The following is a 16,839-nucleotide window of genomic DNA, read 5'->3' as shown; positions in this document are numbered from 1 at the left end:
CGCAAGATGAGACGAGCGGGGGCTTCTCTGCCGACTTCGACGCGCCCGCCGGGTGTGACGCTGCTCTCTTCCGCGTCCGCGCCCGGGGAGTGCCGCGCGTCCCTGGAACCCTTCGGGTCCCCTTCCGCCCACGAGGACCAGCGAGTTCCGCCCGGTCACGGATGTCGTCCGTGCTCTCCGGGCGCACGGCGGGGACGGCGAGGTCCCCGCGAGCTATCGCGCTGATCACGGCACCCAGGCTATCGCCCCCCGCAGGGGGCCCGTCATGAGCCGTATGTGTACAAAACACGGGGTGGAACTTGGACGTTCTGCACAGTGCGCGCCCGCGGCGCCCGGTGCCGGGTGCGCGGGCCCGGTGTTCAGCCGGCCAGGCGTTCCGCTTCCACGACGGCCTCCGCCAGCGTGTCCACCACCGGCACCCCGACCGCTTCGAGGCTGGCCCGGCTGTGCGAACCGCCGGTGTAGAGCACGGCTCTCGCCCCGACGTGCCGGGCGGCCAGCGCGTCGTCGGCGGCGTCCCCGATCACCACCGTGCGCGTCGGGTCGACGCCGGTCAGCGCGCCGAGGTGGCGCACCATGTGCTCCGCCTTGCCCCCGCCGGACGGCCCGGTCCGCCCGTCGACGCGTATGAAGTGCGGCTCGATGCCGAAGCCCCGGACCAGCGGCACGAGGTCCTCGTGTCCGTACATGCTGAGGATCGACTGGCTGCGCCCGGCCGCCGACCACTGCGCCAGCAGCTCGGCCGCGCCCTCGGCGAGTGCGCACCGCACCCGGTGCGCGGAGTAGTACCGGTGGAAGGTCGCGTCCATCAGCTCCCACTCGGCCCCGCTCGGCAGCCGCCCCATCAGCCGCTCGTAGAACTTCGGCACCGGCACGCAGTACAGCTCCCGGTACCGCTCCAGCGTGAGCGGCTCCAGGCCCAGCTCGGCGAAGGCCGCGTTGGTCGCCCCGATGACCGCGTCGACGTCGTGGAACAGCGTGCCGTTCCAGTCCCAGACGATGTGCGCGTCCGTGTGCATCCCCATGGAAGGAAAAGTACCCGCCGCCACTGACAATCGGGCTGCCGACTCGGACTAGTCGGACCGGGCCGCCGGGCCCAGCAGGTTCGGGATCTCCTGGGTGGCGTACCAGAGCAGTTCGTGGTCCTCCGCCCCGTCCACGGCGGCCCGGGCGCCGTCGTCCCCGCCGTCCGCGGCCGGCAGCGCGTCCGCGGCCGACGCCACGTCCGCCTCCGCGTCCGGGGCGTCCACGTGCACCGCCGCCGCCCTGTCCAGCCGGACGGGTCCGTCGACCCGCACCACGCCGGGGCCGGGGGCCGGATCGGCCGAGGCCGCCCGGTCGGGTACGTCCACGGCTACCACGACCCGGCGCCGCGGCGCCGCGGCGTCCGCCGCCAGCAGCCGCAGCGAGGCCAGCGCGGCACCGCCCAGTGCCGCGTACTCCAGCTCCTCGACGTCCTCGGAGCGGTACCACTCGCGCAGCGCGGGCGTCACACCGTGGGCGGTGAACGGTCCCGCGCCCAGCTCACCCGTCCGGTACGCCTCGGCGAGACCCGGGAGGGTGAGGGGGACGTAGACGCGCATGTCGGCCGCTTTCCTGGTCGGAGGTCCGCCGGCGTTCCGTCGAGGGGTGGTCGCACCCCGCCGGCTGGGCCTTCAGGATACGTGCGGGTGTCCCCCATCGGGTCTCTGTCCACCCCCCGGGCCGCGTCCACCCCGAGCCCGGAATTCACCCGGTGCGCCCGCTCCGGTACGGGGCCGGGGGGCCGCCGTTCACTCGGATAAGTGAACTCCGCCGCCGCCCCGACACGACTCACGGCGCCTTGCCGCCGCACTCCGCCGCCCCGTACAAGAGCCCCAACCCCTAAGTTACTGCCCGGTATCGCCTCGGTCCCCCGGTCGAGGGCGACTTCCGGCCCGTCGAACGGAGTCCCGTGAACAAGGTCATGACCAGGGCGCGGCACCGCACCGGCACCCGCCCTCCCGGCCGCCGCGACACGCGCCGCCCCACCGGCGGCACCGTCCCGCCGCGCACCCCCGCGGGAGGTACCGTCCTCGCCCCGTCCCCCGGCGGAGGCCGCCCCTCCCCCGCACCTGCCCCGGCGTCCACCCGTCCCGACGACAACCGCCCGCCGTCCTTCACGCCGACGGCCAGGGCCAGGACCAGGACCACTGCTACCGCCCCCGCCAGTGCCCTGCCGCGACGGCGCCCGGCTCTCCCGGCCCCCGCACCCCGGCCGGCGCAGCCCCGCCCCACCGACCGCTTCGCCGAGCTGCTGCTCGCCGTCCTGAGCGGTCAGCGGCCCGTCCACTCGATGCTCCGGCACACCGCGGGCCGCGCCTACGACGAACTGGCGGACCTCGCCGAGCGCGGTCCGCTGCGCACCCGTGGCACCCGCCCGGTGGTGCGGGACATCGGCTACTACGTCGCCCGCGAGGGCGCGCTCGAGGTGTTCGCCCGGATCGGTGCCGGCGACCGGCTGCGGGCCATGGCCTTCCGCCTGGAACAGGGCCAGGACCTGCGCTGGCGCTGCACCGCCGTGGAACTGGGCGGCACCCGCCCGCCCCGCCCCCACGACCACTGACGCCGGAGGGCCGGGCGACCCTGGGGTCTGCCCGGCCCTCCGCCTGCTCTCACGGCTCCGTACGGAGCCTCAGCGCTCGCCCGGCCCGGAAGCCCGCGGGCCGGCTCACTTCTTGCGGCGGCGACCGCCCCGCGCCTGCTTGCGGCGCTCGGCGCGCGTGAGGCCGTCGGCCTCGGAGCGCACCGGCTCGTCCTCGGCGAACTCGCCCTCGATGGTGCCGCCCTCGCCGTCCACGGTCGGCGCGGAGAAGTGCAGGCTCCGCCGCTGCGGGGCGTCGAGCCCCTTGGCGCGGATCTCCGGCCGGGCACCCGCCTGCGCGGGCACCGCCTCCTGCGGGGCCTTCTCCAGCGACGGCGCCGCCTCCTCGACCGGGACCTCCTCGACCTGCTGCTCGACCTGGACCTCCAGGTTGAACAGGTAGCCGACGGACTCCTCCTTGATGCCGTCCATCATCGCGGTGAACATGTCGAAGCCCTCACGCTGGTACTCGACCAGCGGGTCCTTCTGCGCCATCGCGCGCAGGCCGATGCCCTCCTGGAGGTAGTCCATCTCGTAGAGGTGCTCGCGCCACTTGCGGTCCAGGACCGACAGCACGACCCGGCGCTCCAGCTCACGCATGATCTCGGAGCCGAGCTGCGCCTCACGCTGCCCGTACTGCTTGCGGATGTCCTCCTTGATGGAGTCGCCGATGAACTCGGCCGTCAGCCCGGCGCGGTCGCCGGCCTCCTCCTCCAGCTCCTCCACGGTGACCTTCGTCGGGTAGAGCTGCTTGAAGGCGCCCCACAACCGGTCCAGGTCCCAGTCCTCGGGGAAGCCCTCGGACGTCTCGGCCTGCACATAGGCGTCGATGGTGTCGTCCATGAAGTGGTGGATCTGCTCGTGCAGGTCCTCGCCCTCCAGCACGCGGCGCCGCTCGCCGTAGATGACCTCGCGCTGCCGGTTCATGACTTCGTCGTACTTCAGGACGTTCTTACGGGTCTCGAAGTTCTGCGTCTCGACCTGCGACTGGGCCGACGCGATCGCGCGCGTGACCATCTTGTTCTCGATCGGCACGTCGTCCGGCACGTTCGCCATGGACATCACGCGCTCGACCATCTGGGCCTTGAACAGGCGCATCAGGTCGTCGCCGAGCGAGAGGTAGAAGCGGGACTCACCGGGGTCGCCCTGACGGCCGGAACGACCGCGCAGCTGGTTGTCGATCCGCCGCGACTCGTGCCGCTCGGTACCGAGCACATAGAGCCCGCCGAGCCGCTCGACCTCCTCCTTCTCCGCCTTGACGGCGTCCTCGGCCCGCGCGAGGGCGTCCGGCAGGGCGTGCGCCCACTGCTCGATGTGCTCCTCGGGGTCGAGACCGTGCTGGCGCAGCTCCGCCTCGGCGAGGTCCTCGGGGTTGCCGCCGAGCTTGATGTCCGTGCCACGGCCGGCCATGTTGGTGGCCACGGTGACGCTGCCCCGGCGGCCGGCCTGGGCGACGATCGTCGCCTCACGGTCGTGGTGCTTGGCGTTCAGCACCTCGTGCTGGATGCCGCGCTTGCTGAGCTGCTGCGAGAGGTACTCGGACTTCTCCACCGAGGTGGTGCCCACGAGGATCGGCTGCCCCTTGGCGTGCTTCTCCTCGATGTCGTCGACGACGGCCTCGAACTTGGCGACCTCGGTGCGGTAGATCAGGTCTGCCTGGTCCTTGCGGATCATGGGCCGGTTGGTCGGGATGGGCACCACACCGAGCTTGTAGATCTGGTGGAACTCGGCGGCCTCGGTCATCGCCGTACCGGTCATGCCGGACAGACCGGGCTGTTCCTTGCCGTTGTGGTCGCGGCGCTTGTAGAGGCGGAAGAAGTTCTGGAGGGTGATCGTGGCGAGCGTCTGGTTCTCGTCCTTGATCGGCACCGACTCCTTCGCCTCGATCGCCTGGTGCATGCCCTCGTTGTAGCGGCGGCCGGCGAGGATACGGCCGGTGTGCTCGTCGACGATCATGACCTCGTCGTCGATGATCACGTAGTCCTTGTCGCGCTTGAAGAGCTCCTTGGCCTTGATGGCGTTGTTCAGGTAGCCCACCAGCGGGGTGTTGACCGACTCGTAGAGGTTGTCGATCCCCAGCCAGTCCTCGACCTTGGCGACCCCGGACTCGTGGATGGCGACCGTGCGCTTCTTCTCGTCGACCTCGTAGTCGCCGGTCTCCTCGATGCCCTTGAGCGGGTTGCCGGGCTCACCGCGCTTGAGGCGCTTGACCAGCTTGGCGAAGTCGCCGTACCACTTGGTGGCCTGGTCGGCCGGGCCGGAGATGATCAGCGGCGTACGGGCCTCGTCGACGAGGATGGAGTCGACCTCGTCGACGACGGCGAAGTTGTGGCCGCGCTGGACGAGCTCGTCCTGGGACCACGCCATGTTGTCGCGCAGGAAGTCGAAACCGAACTCGTTGTTCGTGCCGTAGGTGATGTCGCAGCCGTACTGCTCGCGGCGCTGGGCCGGCGTCATGTTGGCCAGGATGCAGCCGACCTCGAGGCCCAGGAACTTGTGGACGCGGCCCATCAGCTCGGAGTCGCGCTCGGCCAGGTAGTCGTTGACCGTGATGATGTGGACGCCCTTGCCGGACAGGGCGTTCAGATACGCGGGCAGGGTACCGACGAGGGTCTTGCCCTCACCGGTCTTCATCTCGGCGACGTACCCCATGTGGAGGGCGGCGCCGCCCATGATCTGCACGTCGTAGTGGCGCTGGCCCAGGACGCGCTTGGCGGCCTCACGGACGGTGGCGAAGGCCTCGGGGAGCAGGTCGTCCAGGCTCTCACCGTCGGCGTACCGCTCCTTGTACTCATCGGTGAGGGCGCGCAGCTCGGCGTCGGAGAGGTCGACGAAGTCCTCTTCGATGGAGTTGACCTGGCCCGCGATGCGGTGCAGTTTGCGCAGGATCTTGCCTTCGCCTGCACGCATGATCTTCGAGAGGACGGACACGGGGGGTGGTCTCCTTGCCGGTCGGGCCTGGGACGGTCGGTTTCCATTTCATTGCTGAGCAACGGCCATCGTATGCGAGGACCCCACCACGTCGGGAGGCCTGCCGCGACGGTGGCCGCGCGCGGCTTCTTATCTGTTGCGCGGCCGCTTCTCGAGGAACAACGTCCGGACCCCGCGAATGGTGCCGCCCCGCCCGGCGATTTGCGCGAAGGGTGATCACTTCCTCACGTACGGCAAACGGTTGGCGCCGATCATTCCCCCGTGAGCAGAATCGGCCGATGGAACCCGTCACGCTCACCACCGACCGCCTCCTCCTGCGCGCGGTCGGCCCGCAGGACACCGACGCGGTGTACGCCGCCTGCCAGGACGCCGACATCCAGCGCTGGACCACGGTCCCCTCCCCGTATCTTCCCGAGCACGCGCAGAGCTTCACGGAGCAGATGTGTCCGGACGGCTGGGCGAACGGCTCGATGTTCACCTTCGGCCTCTTCCTGCGCTCCGGGGAGTTCACGGGCATGCTCGGCGTCACGATGCGCTCCCTGGGGGTGGGCGAGATCGGCTACTGGGGCGTCAAGGAACACCGGGGCAACGGCTACATGACCGAGGCCGCCGTCGCCGTCTCCCGCTGGGTCTTCACGAAGCTGTCGGTCGACCGGGTGGAATGGCGCGCCGAGGTGGGCAACCGGGGCTCCCGCGCGGTGGCGGAACGGGCGGGCTTCGTCGTCGAGGGCACCCTGCGCTCCGCGGTCAACAACAAGGGCGTGCTGCGGGACTCCTGGGTGGGCTCCCTGCTGCCGTCCGACCTGGGACTCGCCTCCACCATGCCGTACCTGCCCGCCGGGGAGTGAGGGAGCGGGAGCGGAAGAAGAGGGACGGGTGAGGGGGCGGGAGCGGGCGGGGAGGTGGCCTCCGCCCGAACCCGGGGCCGGTGTCGGTGCCGCCCTCTATCGTGCGGACGTATGACGACTCTCCCGCGTCCGGCCACGGACCTTTCGGCGGCAGAGGCCCGCCGCATCGCCCTGCGCGCCCAGGGCTTCCTGGGCGCCCCCGACCGCCGTTCCGGCGTCCGGGGAATCCTGCGTCACCTGGGTGCGGTGCAGCTCGACACCATCTCCGTCCTCGCCCGCTCCCACGAGCTCATCCCCTACGCCCGCCTCGGCGCCGTGGGCCGGGAAACGGTCGAGGCCGCGTACTGGAAGGCCGGCGCCCAGCCGCCGCGCGCGTTCGAGTACTGGTCGCACGCGGCCTGCATCCTGCCCGTCGAGGAGTGGCCGCACTTCGCCTTCCGCCGCCGCGCCTACCGCGGCCGCCCGCACTGGAACCACGAGCTCCCCGACGGCGCCTACGACCAGGTCGTCAAGCAGCTCCGCGCCCAGGGCCCGCTCACGGCCACGGAGTTGGGCGGCGCGAAACGCACCAGCGAGTGGTGGGACTGGTCCGGTGCCAAGGTCGCCGTCGAGCGGGCCCTGATGTACGGCGAGGTGGTGTGCGTCGAGCGCCGCGGCTGGAAGCGGGTCTACGACCTCGCCGAACGCGCGATCCCCGACGCCCTGCTGCACGACGGGCTGGACGACGCCGAGTGCCTGCGCCGTCTGGTCCGCCTGGCGGGCCGGTCCCTCGGCGTCGGGACCCGTGCGGACCTCGCCGACTACCACCGTCTCAAGGGCGATCAGGTCGACGCGGTGATCGCCGACTCGGGCCTGGTGCCGGTCACGGTCGAGGGCTGGTCCAAGCCCGCATGGGCCGATCCGGAGGCCCTCGCCGCGCCTTCGCGCGGACGTCACCGTACGACGCTGCTGTCCCCGTTCGACTCCCTGGTGTGGGAACGGGCGCGCACCGAGCGGATCTTCGGCTTCACCCACCGCCTGGAGGCCTACGTGCCGAAACAGAAGCGGGTGCACGGCTACTTCGCGATGCCCGTGCTCGCCGGCGGCCGGCTGGTCGGCCGCGTCGACCCGGCGCGCGAGGGCCGCACACTGGTGGCCAGGCAGATCACGCTGGAAGGCCCCAAGGCGGTCCCCGCCGTGGCGCAGGCCCTGGTCGAGGCGGCGAGCTGGGTGGACTGCACGAACGTCCGCGTGGAGCGCGTCGACGCGCCCGAACTGCGCGAACGGCTCACCCGGGAGCTGACCCGCGCCCTCGCCTGACGTCACCGGATCTCGAGGATCTTCTCCCGCATCGCGTAGACCACCGCCTCCATCCTGGAGTGCAGCTGCAGCTTCTCCAGGATGTTGCGCACGTGGTTCTTCACGGTGTTCTCGGAGATGAACAGCTCCTTGGCGATGTCGCGGTTGTTCATCCCCGTGGCGACGAGCTTGAGCACTTCGAGCTCACGGTCCGTCAGCCGGGGCGCGGGCACCAGCCGACGCTCGTCGGTGCGCTGGATCATCGACTTGAACTCGGTGAGCAGCTTCGACGCCATGGAGGGGCTGATCTGCGACTGTCCGTCGGCCACCGCCCGAATGGCGGTGGCCACCTCGTCCGTGGAGATCTCCTTGAGGAGGTAGCCGGTCGCGCCCGCCTTGATGGCGTCGTAGAGATCGGCCTCCTCGTCACTGATCGTCAGCATGATGATCTTCGCGCTGGGGGCCACCTCCTTGATGGAGGTGCACGCCTCGATGCCGCCCCGCTTGGGCATCCGCACATCCATCAGGACGATGTCCGGCAGCAGGTCCGCCGCCTTCTCCACGGCCTCGGCGCCGTCCCCCGCCTCGCCGACGACCTGGATGTCCTCCTCGGCCGCGAGGACGATCTCCAGTCCCCGGCGGAACAGCGCGTGGTCGTCCACCACCAGGACCCTGATCGGCTCCCTGCCCGCCTCCTCGGCCGGTTCACCGGCCGGTTCCTGGTACCTGGAGCCCGCGTGCGGGCCCGTGCCGGTGACGCCGTCGTCGGAGTCCTCTCCACGCATAGGGCCGAAGCTGTCCGCCATCGTTCCTCCCCCTGAAGGCTGTGGCCGTGGTCGTGAGCCATCGCCAACCCAAGGCAACGGCCCACCGATTGGGCCGTTGCCGCCATGATTCCATGCCCGGACGGCACCGGGGTGCCGACGGGGGATGCGAAGTGGTCGCACACCGGTGCCCCTGGGGGCGCGCGTGTGCGCCCCCAGGGGCACCGGTTCAGCCACCGCCCCCCGCGGGGTCAGCCGCCGAGGGGTCCGCCCGCCTCGGGAGCAGGCGGCTGCGTGACCATCGTGTCCGTGCTGAGGTGGATCACGCCGTAGTCGTAGGCGTGCCGCCGGTAGACGACACTGGGTTCCTTCGTCTCGGAGTCGACGAACAGGTAGAAGTCGTGCCCGACCAACTCCATCTCGTAGAGAGCCTGATCGAGGGTCATGGGGGCGGCCACGTGGGTCTTCTCGCGGACGATGAGGGGGCCGTCACCCTGTACTTCCAGTGTGCCGATCTTCTTGGTGGGGACTGCGCCCTGCCCCTCCTCAGGGGAATGCGCGCCCGTCCCGTTGAGCGTCGCCGCGCCCGGGACGTGCTCGGGGACCTCCGCCGCCGAGATCCTGCGCGCGCCGCGCCGTGAATAACGCTTGTCGTGCTGCTTGCGCAGCCGTGCGTCCAGCTTCTCCGCTGCCAGGTCGAGCGCCGCGTACGGGTCGCTCGCCGCTGCCTCCGCCCGGATCACCGGACCGCGGGAATGGAGCGTGATCTCCACTCGGGCGCTGCGGTCGGCCTGCCGGGGGTTGGGCTCCTTGGACACCTCGACGTCGAGGCTGATCACCTTGCCGTCGAGCTTCTGGATCCTCTCCAGCTTCAGCTTCTCGGCCACGTGCTTCCGGAACCGCTCGGGCACCTCGATCTTGCGGCCCTTGACGACGATGTCCACGCAGAACTCCGTTCCCGGATCACTCCGCCTCGGTGCGGAGCGTCTCCCTTTTGCACCAGGCCCCGGTCGGCCCCGGAACCTCGGACTCGGTGACTTCCACCTCCATCCCCCATGGACGAGATCTCCAGTCCACCAGCCCGGGTAATAACAGAAAACCCGTGACACGGCATTCGGATTCGAGAGGTGCGGCCTGCGGCTTTCCCTCTCAACCGAACATATCTCGCCCGGACGGATGTCGTCACCCTCTACTGCCGCGTACCTCCGTTCAGGTGAATTTACCCTCTCACTACCTGCAACGATTCAAGTTCCCCGTCAGTTCCGGTTTATTTCGAAAGAATCCGGTGAAGCCGCAACAACCGCCGCGCACTTCACGTCAATGGGCCGATCGGCCCTGCTCATCCCCGTCACCAGGGTCGAACGGCCCGACCCTTGATCCACCCTCTCGTGAACCGATCCGTTTCGCCGCTCCCGTCGTTCCCGTCGCTCTTGGTCTTCCCCTCGTGCTCCTCTCCTTTCCCATGTCTCACCCCTGTACACGAACGCGGGCGCCGAAATACTCGAATCAGGCCCGACATCCACCCCCGTGCGCGCCCCTCGCGCCCCCCACGCCCCCACGAGCGCTCCCGCACGCGGCGCGGTGGGCGACGCGAGACGCACCGCACGCGCGGCCTCCGCCAACGACGCCCCGGTCGTCATCAGGTCGTCGACGAGTACGACGGAGCCTTCGCGCAGCAGCCGGTCACAGCCCGGCACCACCGCCAGCGCACCGGCGAGGTTGGCCAGCCGCCGCCGGGCGTCGAGCCCCGACTGGTCGGCCACGTCCCTCCGATGACGCAACGCGGGCAGCACCGAGACGGGCAGCCCCTGGCGCCGCAGCGCACCCGCCGCCGCCCGCGCGATCCGCAGCGCAGGGTCGTGTCCACGGGCCCGCACGGCCCGCCGCGCGGACGGCACGGGCACCAGCAGGACCGCCCCGCGGTGACCACTCACCGCCCCCGGAGCCTCACCGGGGCCCGGCCGCGCCGCCTCCCACCGACCCGTCTCCCCCGTCTCCCGCAGCCCCGCGCGCACCGCTCTCGCCAGGGCCTCGCCCAGCGGCCGGGAGAGGGCCAGGGCGCCCCGCTCCTTGTGGGCCAGCAGCACGGCACGCACCTCGTCCGCGTAGAGGGCGGCGGCGTGCACGACCGGCAGCCCGGCCGGCCGCGGCACCGGGCACACCCCGCGTGGCGCGGCACCGCTCAGTGCCGTACGGCACCGCTCGCAGAGCACCGCACGAGGTCTGCCGCACCCGCCGCACTCGGCAGGGAGCACCAGGTCGCTCAGGTCCTGCCACCAGCCCCGCATGGCCCCACTGTGCCAACGCCCGCGGCCCCCGGCCACCCCTGTGGAAAACTCCGCACGACCCGCAGGCCGGCCACCCCGGATAGACCAGCCACCCCGGACGGACCGGTCACCCCGGACGGACCGGTCACCCCGGATAGACCGGCGCGGTCCCCTCCGTCACCTTCTGCCACTGCGCACCCGACGGCAGCCGCACGATCCCGTCCACCGAGTACGCCACCAGCGGCACCTGCTCGTCGGGGGAGGCGGTCACCGCCTTGACACCGGTCAGGGCGGCGGGCTGAGGCACCTCGGGGACGGAACCGTCGACCTCGACGTACCGCATCTGCTCCACGCCTCCCTCCTCCCGTCCGACCACCACGAGCCGGCTGTCCCCGGTCCAGGACATGGCGGTGACCTTCTCCAACTCCGGCGTCGCGGGGCGAAGTTCCACCACGGTGACGGTCGGCTGCTCGCCCGTGGTCCGTTCCTGCCCGTCCGGACCGTCCCGCTCGATCCGCCCGATCATCAGGGACCGCCGGTCGCCCTTGGCCACGACGAGCGCGACCCTGACCCCGTCGGCGGCGACCCGGACCGCCTGGATCCGTCCGTCCAGGCCCGGTGTGCGTACTTCCAGCGGTTCGCCCCCGCCCTCCTCCAGCAGGAGCAGCCGGGCGTTCCCGGGATCCTGGTCGGCCACCCACAGGCCGCCGTGCGCGTCCCAGCTGGGCGCGGTGAGCCGGTCGTCCTCGGACTTGCCCGCGCTGGTCAGCACGGGCTCCTCGAGCGAGCCGCCCGGCGCCAGCGATCCGACGTACAGCGACTTCCCGTCGAGCGCGACCCCGGCCGCGGCGTGCTCGTCCCGCGCGACCGCCACCGACCGCAGCCGCGCCGTGCCCTCGCCGAGCGCCCCCGGCACCGGCTCCGGCTGGGTGGCGTTGCCGCCCGCGACGATCCGTACCAGCCGGTGCTCCTCGTCGATGAAGTACAGGTAGTCGGGGTGGTTCAGCGATCCCCGGTCGGCCACGGTCTTGGTGGCCTCCTGGGTCAGCGAGCACAGCTTCTTCCCGGCGGCCCGCAGCTCGACCTCGTCCACGGCGGGGCTGAGGTTGCGCAGCGTGAACAGCAGCTGGGCCGCCATCTCCTCGCACCTCTTGGTGCCGACGTCGGCCGCCTTGTCGTTGAGCGGCACGGTCAGCCTGCCCTGGTCGTCCGCCGTCAGCGGACCGGCGTCCTTGCGCAGCTCCGTACCCGTGGGGAAGCTCGACCTGACGGCCGGGTCCAGCCAGTTCGTGGGCCCGCCCAGGAGGGAGCGGACCATCTGGGTGGTGGGCTCCACATGGCTGCGCACGTAGACCGGGTCGGCGACCGCCATCGACGGACCGTCCTCGTCGGCCCCACCGGCTCCCGCGGTGTTCGAGGCGAAGTAGTACTTGCTGACGGACATGTAGTTGCGCTGGAAGTCCGACTTGCCCATGACGACGCCCTGCGGCACCCCGTCGATGCGCCACTGGCGGGTCTTCACGTCCCGGGTGAGATGCACGAGCTGGTCGTACGGCCCGGAGTCGGCCGTGTACGCCTGCTGCGCGTCCACGGTGGCGACCTTGTCGCCGGTCAGCTTGAAGAAGAGCTCCCCGGCGTCCTCGCGGCCCGACGAACCGGCCTGAGCACCCGGCCCGTCCGCCAGCACCGTGGTGGACAGCTCCGGCTTCCACACCTTCGCCGCCTCATCGGTCAGATACTGGCGCGCGGTGCTGTAGTCCGGATCGTCACTGGTCAGCGCCTCCAGGAAGCCCTGCATGATCTGGGGCGGCGACGCGTCCTCACTCGGCGGCATCGCGAACACCCGCACCTGCGCGTCCAGGCGGGGCGTGGAGTCCACGCCCCGCACATCCCCGCTGTCGGGCATCGAGGCGCACCCGGCCAGCAGTACGACACCGCTGGTGGCGTACGCCACCACGCGTGCCGGAGCCGTCCTGCCGCGTCCTGCGCGCTCACCGCCCACGCGAAGCCTCCCCTTGCCTGTCCGCCGGCCGGTCCCCGGACCGGTCCTCGGGTTCGTTCTCACTCCGGTCCGTGACCGCCGTCCCGTTCTCACCGCCGGGGCCGCCAGAACCGGCGCCCGTGTCGGCGCCGGCCGGCTCTCCGGCTCCCGCCTGCTCTCCCTGCCGCGCCCCGTCCCCCGGCGGCCGCGACACCACGCGCGCGCCGTTGCCGGGCAGTGCCGTCGGGTCGGCCGTGGGGACCACGGTGGCCGAGAGCGTCGCGAGCGGATCGCGGGCCGCTCGGGCCGATCCGTCGGTGTCCACGGGCCGCGCGGGCACGGTGGACTGTTTCCTGCCGTCCCCGCCGCCCCCGCCGCCCTGCGGCTCTCCGGCACCGCCGAGTCCGCTGTTGCGCCGGGAATCCCTGGGCTCCAGGGGGATCGGGGAGCCCCGCAGCGGTTCGTCGGCCGTCCTGGGCAGCGTCAGCCGGAACTGCGAGCCGCCGCCCGGCTCGCCCCATGCCTGGAGCCAGCCGCCGTGCAGCCGCGCGTCCTCCAGGGCGATGGACAGCCCCAGTCCCGTACCGCCGGTGGTGCGCGCACGTGCCGGGTCCGCCCGCCAGAAGCGGCTGAAGACCCGGGTCGCCTCACCGGGCTTGAGCCCGACACCGTAGTCCCGCACCGCGACCGCGACCGCCCCGCCCGCCGCGGCGAGCTTGACGACCACGTCCTTGCCGTCGCCGTGCTCCACGGCGTTGACGACGAGGTTGCGCAGGACGCGCTCCACGCGTCGCGCGTCGGCCTCGGCGACGACGGGCTGCTGGTCGCCGACGATCTTGATCGGCGTGCCCTTGCGCTCGGCGAGCGGCTCGGCCCCGCTGACCACGCGCCGTACGACTTCGCGCAGGTCTATCGGCTCCGCCTCGAGCGCCGCCGCGCCCGCGTCGAAACGGCTGATCTCCAGCAGGTCCGAAAGCAGCGACTCGAACCGGTCGATCTGGTCCGCGAGCAGTTCGGCCGACCGCGCGGTGATCGGGTCGAAGTCCTCACGCGCCTCATGGATGACGTCCGCGGCCATCCGTACGGTCGTCAGCGGCGTCCGCAGTTCGTGGGAGACGTCCGACACGAAACGGCGCTGCATCCGCGACAGCTCCTCGAGCTGGTTGATCTTCAGCTGGAGGTTCTGCGCCATCTTGTTGAATGCCTCGCCGAGCCGCGCGATGTCGTCCTCACCGGTGACCTTCATCCGTTCCTGGAGACGCCCGGCGGACAGCCGCTCCGCGATCCCGGCGGCCATCCGCACCGGCGTCACGACCTGCCGCACCACGAGCCAGGCGATCGCCCCGAGGAGGACGACGACGAACAGCCCCGCGGTCGCCAGAGTGCCCTTGACCAGGCTCAGCGACTTCTCCTCCTGCGTGAGCGGGAAGAGGTAGTACAGCTGGTACGGATCACCGTTGGGGTCGTTGACCTGCTTGCCGATGACCAGGCCGGGCTGCGAGTCCGCGCCGTTGCTGTAGACGATCCGCGTGTACCGCTGGGCCGCCGCGGTGTTGGTGTCGATCCTGTCCCGCAGGTTCCCGGGCACGCTCTGCGACGGGTCGACGTGCCCCGAGGCACGCGGGCCACGCCCGCCGCCGCTCTCGTCGTCCATGGGCAGGGTGACCACGTCGAAAGCCCCCTGACCGCCGCTGGAGAGCGACTCCACGAGGTCACTCATCCACTGGATGACGCTCTGCGAGGACCGGTCGCCCACCGCGACCGCGTCCTCACCGGTGCCGCTCGAGGCCTCGTCGGCCTGCTGCTTGGCCACCGCGAACCCGCCGGTGGCCTGGCTCTGCGACGCCTTCACCTTGGCGTCCAGCAGACCGTTGCGTACCTGGCCGATGACGACGAAGCCCAGCAGCAGGACCACGCCCAGCGACATCAGCAGCGTGGTGACGACCACCTTCAGCTGGATGTTCCGCCGCCACAGCCGCATGACGGGCAGCAACGGCCGGCGTACCCAGCGCACGAACAGGCGGATCACCGGGCTGCCCTGGACTCCGCCCTGCAGCAGCCCGTCCTTGAGCAGGCGCCCCCGGGGGGAGCGCCCTGGTGCCCGGCTGCCGGACGGCAGGCCGACAGGCCGCTCCGGTCGGTCCCCGGACCGGCCGGGCGCCGAAGCGGCACTGTCCCCGGACATGTCAGCTCGGTCCTGCCTTGTATCCGACGCCACGGACGGTCACCACGATCTCCGGCTTCTCCGGGTCCTTCTCGACCTTGGAGCGCAGCCGCTGGACATGGACGTTCACCAGCCGGGTGTCGGCCGCGTGGCGGTACCCCCAGACCTGTTCCAGCAGCACCTCCCGCGTGAACACCTGCCACGGCTTGCGGGCCAGCGCGACCAGCAGGTCGAACTCCAGCGGGGTCAGCGCGATCGACTGCCCCTCCCGCTTCACGGAGTGTCCGGCCACGTCGATCACCAGGTCGCCGATGGCGAGCTGTTCCGGCGCAGGCTCCTCCGACCTGCGCAGCCGCGCCCGGATCCGGGCGACCAGTTCCTTCGGCTTGAACGGCTTGACGATGTAGTCGTCGGCACCGGACTCCAGGCCCACCACGACATCGACGGTGTCGCTCTTCGCCGTGAGCATCACGATCGGCACCCCGGACTCCGCCCTGATCAGGCGGCACACCTCGATACCGTCCCGGCCGGGCAGCATCAGATCGAGCAGCACCAGGTCGGGCTTGGCCTCACGGAAAGCGGCCAGCGCCTTGTCGCCGTCGGCTACGAAAGACGGTTCAAAACCTTCACCACGCAACACAATGCCGAGCATCTCGGCCAGTGCGGTGTCGTCGTCGACGACAAGGACTCTTCCCTTCATAAACGACATCATCCCATTAGCTCATCGTGACCGGGCGTGACCTGGCGCACAGCTCGGCCAGGGCCTCGGTCGTCACGGGTGAGACGGCACCTTCCTCCGTGACGATCGCCGTCACCAGTTCCGGTGGTGTCACGTCGAACGCCGGGTTGTACGCCTGGGTCCCCAGGGGTGCCACAAGAATCCCGCCTCCCGCTTCAATTCCGGCCACCGGCACCCGTGGTGCGGTGACCTCGGTCACTTCATGCCCGGGGCGCTGCTCGACCTCGATGGAGGCCCCGTCCGGCGTCTGCGGATCCACCGTCGTCACCGGGGCCACGACGATGAACGGCACGTGGTGGTACCGCGCCAGCACCGCGAGCGGATAGCTCCCCACCTTGTTCGCCACCGAGCCGTCGGCCGCGATGCGGTCCGCCCCTATCAGTACCGCGTCCACCTCACCGGCCGCGAACAGCGATCCCGCCGCGCTGTCGGTGAGCAGGGTGTACGCCATTCCGCGGCGGGCCGCCTCGTATGCCGTCAGGCGAGCACCTTGCAGCAACGGACGCGTTTCGTCCACCCACAGCCTCCTGAGACGGCCCGCCCGGTGCGCCGCCAGCGCCACCGCGAACGCCGTTCCCTCGCCGCCCGACACCAGTGAGCCGGTGTTGCAGTGGGTGAGGATCCGGTGTCCGCCACCGGGCAGCAGTTCGTCCAGCAGCGTCAGTCCGTGCCCGGCCATCCGCGCGCTGGCCTCGGCGTCCTCGCGGTGCAGCCGCCGTGCCGCGGCCAGCGCGGCCACCGCCGCCTCCCGCTCGTCGCCACCCCGGGCGAGAACGCCCCGGTGGGCGGCGAGGGCCCGGCGCACCCCCACCGCGAGGTTCACCGCGGTGGGCCGGGCGCCCTCCAGCGCGGCCGCGGCGTCGTCCACGTCGAAGCCCCGTGCGGCGGCGAGTGCGACGCCGTACGCACCGGCGATGCCCAGCAGCGGCGCACCGCGCACGGCCAGCGAGCGGATCGCCTCCACCAGCGCGGGTGCGTCCGTGCAGACCAGCTCGACCTCCTCGGCCGGCAGTCTCGTCTGGTCGAGAAGGATCAGAACGGGCCCTTCGGGTGGCTCTTCCCAGCGGAGCGCAGGGATCTCGGTCGGCCGTTTGTCGTCGCTGCCGTGTGCGTACTGATCAGCCATGCGGCCAGTCTGCCCCCTGGGACGCGGACAATTGAAGGTACAGCCCGTCCCTCGCCGGATCCGACAGGTCCGGCAGGTCCGTTGACGAACACCCCATGGCACGATGGCTGCGAACCTGCCGCCGCGACCGCGGACGGGC

At 71.3% G+C, this 16,839-nt stretch carries 13 protein-coding genes; 3 read left to right on the top strand and 10 right to left on the bottom strand.

The annotated features are described in order from the left end of the window. Window positions 1–359 precede the first annotated feature (359 nt). A complete protein-coding gene (locus tag PYS65_RS21955) occupies window positions 360–1,025 on the bottom strand; it encodes an HAD family hydrolase (RefSeq protein ID WP_279335644.1) in 666 nt (221 codons plus the stop codon). Window positions 1,026–1,073: 48 nt separating this feature from the next. Continuing rightward, the gene (locus PYS65_RS21950) at window positions 1,074–1,583 is read right to left on the bottom strand and encodes a DUF6912 family protein (RefSeq protein ID WP_279335642.1); all 510 of its coding nucleotides are present in this window, start codon (window positions 1,581–1,583) and stop codon (window positions 1,074–1,076) included. A 350-nt stretch (window positions 1,584–1,933) separates the two neighbouring features. On the opposite strand from PYS65_RS21950, the gene PYS65_RS21945 reads away from it, so the two are divergent. After that, window positions 1,934–2,584: an Rv3235 family protein gene (locus tag PYS65_RS21945; RefSeq protein ID WP_279335641.1), complete on the top strand. Its 651-nt coding sequence runs from the start codon at window positions 1,934–1,936 to the stop codon at window positions 2,582–2,584. A 105-nt stretch (window positions 2,585–2,689) separates the two neighbouring features. Here PYS65_RS21945 and secA read toward each other — a convergent pair whose 3' ends face one another. Then, a complete protein-coding gene (gene secA, locus PYS65_RS21940; protein ID WP_279335640.1) occupies window positions 2,690–5,533 on the bottom strand; it encodes a preprotein translocase subunit SecA in 2,844 nt (947 codons plus the stop codon). Window positions 5,534–5,811: 278 nt separating this feature from the next. Between secA and PYS65_RS21935 the strand changes: the two genes are divergently transcribed. Together PYS65_RS21935 and PYS65_RS21930 are read left to right on the top strand one after the other, a co-directional pair. Next, on the top strand, window positions 5,812–6,381 hold the full coding sequence (locus PYS65_RS21935) for a GNAT family N-acetyltransferase (RefSeq protein WP_279335639.1): 570 nt from the start codon (window positions 5,812–5,814) through the stop codon (window positions 6,379–6,381). Between the two features lie 111 nt (window positions 6,382–6,492). Then, window positions 6,493–7,680, top strand: a complete 1,188-nt coding sequence (locus tag PYS65_RS21930; RefSeq protein ID WP_279335638.1) for a winged helix-turn-helix domain-containing protein — start codon at window positions 6,493–6,495, stop codon at window positions 7,678–7,680. 2 nt (window positions 7,681–7,682) lie between these two features. On the opposite strand, the gene PYS65_RS21925 is transcribed toward PYS65_RS21930, so the two are convergent. From PYS65_RS21925 to mtnA, 7 genes are all read right to left on the bottom strand, one after another. Then, entirely contained in the window at window positions 7,683–8,465 is a 783-nt protein-coding gene (locus tag PYS65_RS21925; RefSeq protein ID WP_279335637.1) for a response regulator, read from the bottom strand. A 209-nt stretch (window positions 8,466–8,674) separates the two neighbouring features. Continuing rightward, window positions 8,675–9,367 (bottom strand): ribosome hibernation-promoting factor, HPF/YfiA family, encoded by a 693-nt coding sequence (hpf, locus tag PYS65_RS21920; RefSeq protein WP_279335636.1) that lies wholly within the window; start codon window positions 9,365–9,367, stop codon window positions 8,675–8,677. 312 nt (window positions 9,368–9,679) lie between these two features. After that, complete coding sequence (locus tag PYS65_RS21915; protein WP_279335635.1) at window positions 9,680–10,711, bottom strand: ComF family protein; 1,032 nt, start codon at window positions 10,709–10,711, stop codon at window positions 9,680–9,682. 124 nt (window positions 10,712–10,835) lie between these two features. Then, a complete protein-coding gene (locus tag PYS65_RS21910) occupies window positions 10,836–12,692 on the bottom strand; it encodes an LpqB family beta-propeller domain-containing protein (protein WP_279335634.1) in 1,857 nt (618 codons plus the stop codon). Further along, window positions 12,682–14,856, bottom strand: coding sequence for an MtrAB system histidine kinase MtrB (mtrB, locus tag PYS65_RS21905; RefSeq protein ID WP_279335633.1), 2,175 nt, complete (start codon window positions 14,854–14,856; stop codon window positions 12,682–12,684). Before mtrB ends, PYS65_RS21910 begins: the two co-directional genes overlap by 11 nt. Before the next feature lies 1 nt (window position 14,857). Beyond that, window positions 14,858–15,547: a two-component system response regulator MtrA gene (mtrA, locus tag PYS65_RS21900; protein ID WP_193478414.1), complete on the bottom strand. Its 690-nt coding sequence runs from the start codon at window positions 15,545–15,547 to the stop codon at window positions 14,858–14,860. A gap of 4 nt (window positions 15,548–15,551) precedes the next feature. Beyond that, window positions 15,552–16,700 (bottom strand): S-methyl-5-thioribose-1-phosphate isomerase, encoded by a 1,149-nt coding sequence (mtnA, locus tag PYS65_RS21895; RefSeq protein ID WP_279335632.1) that lies wholly within the window; start codon window positions 16,698–16,700, stop codon window positions 15,552–15,554. Window positions 16,701–16,839: the final 139 nt, after the last annotated feature.

It is taken from the genome of Streptomyces cathayae (assembly GCF_029760955.1).
GTDB classification, from domain to species: Bacteria; Actinomycetota; Actinomycetes; order Streptomycetales; family Streptomycetaceae; genus Streptomyces; species Streptomyces cathayae.
Note: the sequence above shows the minus strand (reverse complement) of the source record. Positions and strands in the feature narration are given on the sequence as shown.

What these genes read in the sequence shown, in the direction of transcription:
- PYS65_RS21955 (WP_279335644.1), bottom strand. Translation starts at nt 1,025, where the DNA reads ATGGGGATGCACACGGACGCGCACATCGTCTGGGACTGGAACGGCACG.
- PYS65_RS21950 (WP_279335642.1), bottom strand. Translation starts at nt 1,583, where the DNA reads ATGCGCGTCTACGTCCCCCTCACCCTCCCGGGTCTCGCCGAGGCGTAC.
- PYS65_RS21935 (WP_279335639.1), top strand. Translation starts at nt 5,812, where the DNA reads ATGGAACCCGTCACGCTCACCACCGACCGCCTCCTCCTGCGCGCGGTC.
- PYS65_RS21930 (WP_279335638.1), top strand. Translation starts at nt 6,493, where the DNA reads ATGACGACTCTCCCGCGTCCGGCCACGGACCTTTCGGCGGCAGAGGCC.
- PYS65_RS21925 (WP_279335637.1), bottom strand. Translation starts at nt 8,465, where the DNA reads ATGGCGGACAGCTTCGGCCCTATGCGTGGAGAGGACTCCGACGACGGC.
- PYS65_RS21915 (WP_279335635.1), bottom strand. Translation starts at nt 10,711, where the DNA reads ATGCGGGGCTGGTGGCAGGACCTGAGCGACCTGGTGCTCCCTGCCGAG.
- mtrB (WP_279335633.1), bottom strand. Translation starts at nt 14,856, where the DNA reads ATGTCCGGGGACAGTGCCGCTTCGGCGCCCGGCCGGTCCGGGGACCGA.
- mtrA (WP_193478414.1), bottom strand. Translation starts at nt 15,547, where the DNA reads ATGATGTCGTTTATGAAGGGAAGAGTCCTTGTCGTCGACGACGACACC.
- mtnA (WP_279335632.1), bottom strand. Translation starts at nt 16,700, where the DNA reads ATGGCTGATCAGTACGCACACGGCAGCGACGACAAACGGCCGACCGAG.